Origin of the sequence: Psychrobacter sp. CAL346-MNA-CIBAN-0220, from assembly GCF_040309805.1 — a bacterium.
Lineage (GTDB): Bacteria > Pseudomonadota > Gammaproteobacteria > Pseudomonadales > Moraxellaceae > Psychrobacter.
In genome coordinates this window covers 1-238 of the sequence record NZ_JBEOPF010000702.1, presented here as the reverse complement: position 1 = coordinate 238, position 238 = coordinate 1, and the positions used below count along the sequence as shown (strand labels likewise).

Genomic DNA, 238 nt, shown 5'->3' with positions numbered 1-238 from the left:
CAGCTAAAGGTGAACGTTCTTATGATATCTACTCTCGTCTATTAAAAGAGCGAGTCATCTTTCTAGTTGGTCAAGTTGAAGAACACATGGCTAACCTTATTGTTGCTCAATTATTATTCCTTGAGTCAGAAAGCCCAGATAAAGATATTTATTTGTACATTAACTCTCCTGGTGGCTCTGTCACAGCAGGTATGGCTATTTATGACACTATGCAGTTCATTAAGCCTAATGTGAGTAC

Annotated in this window: 1 protein-coding gene; it reads left to right on the top strand. The window is 37.8% G+C overall.

Annotated features, from left to right (window positions below; all coding sequences use genetic code 11):
• A partial coding sequence (locus AAEY88_RS15380) for an ATP-dependent Clp protease proteolytic subunit (protein WP_350563786.1) occupies positions 1 to 238 on the top strand: 238 nt, incomplete at both ends.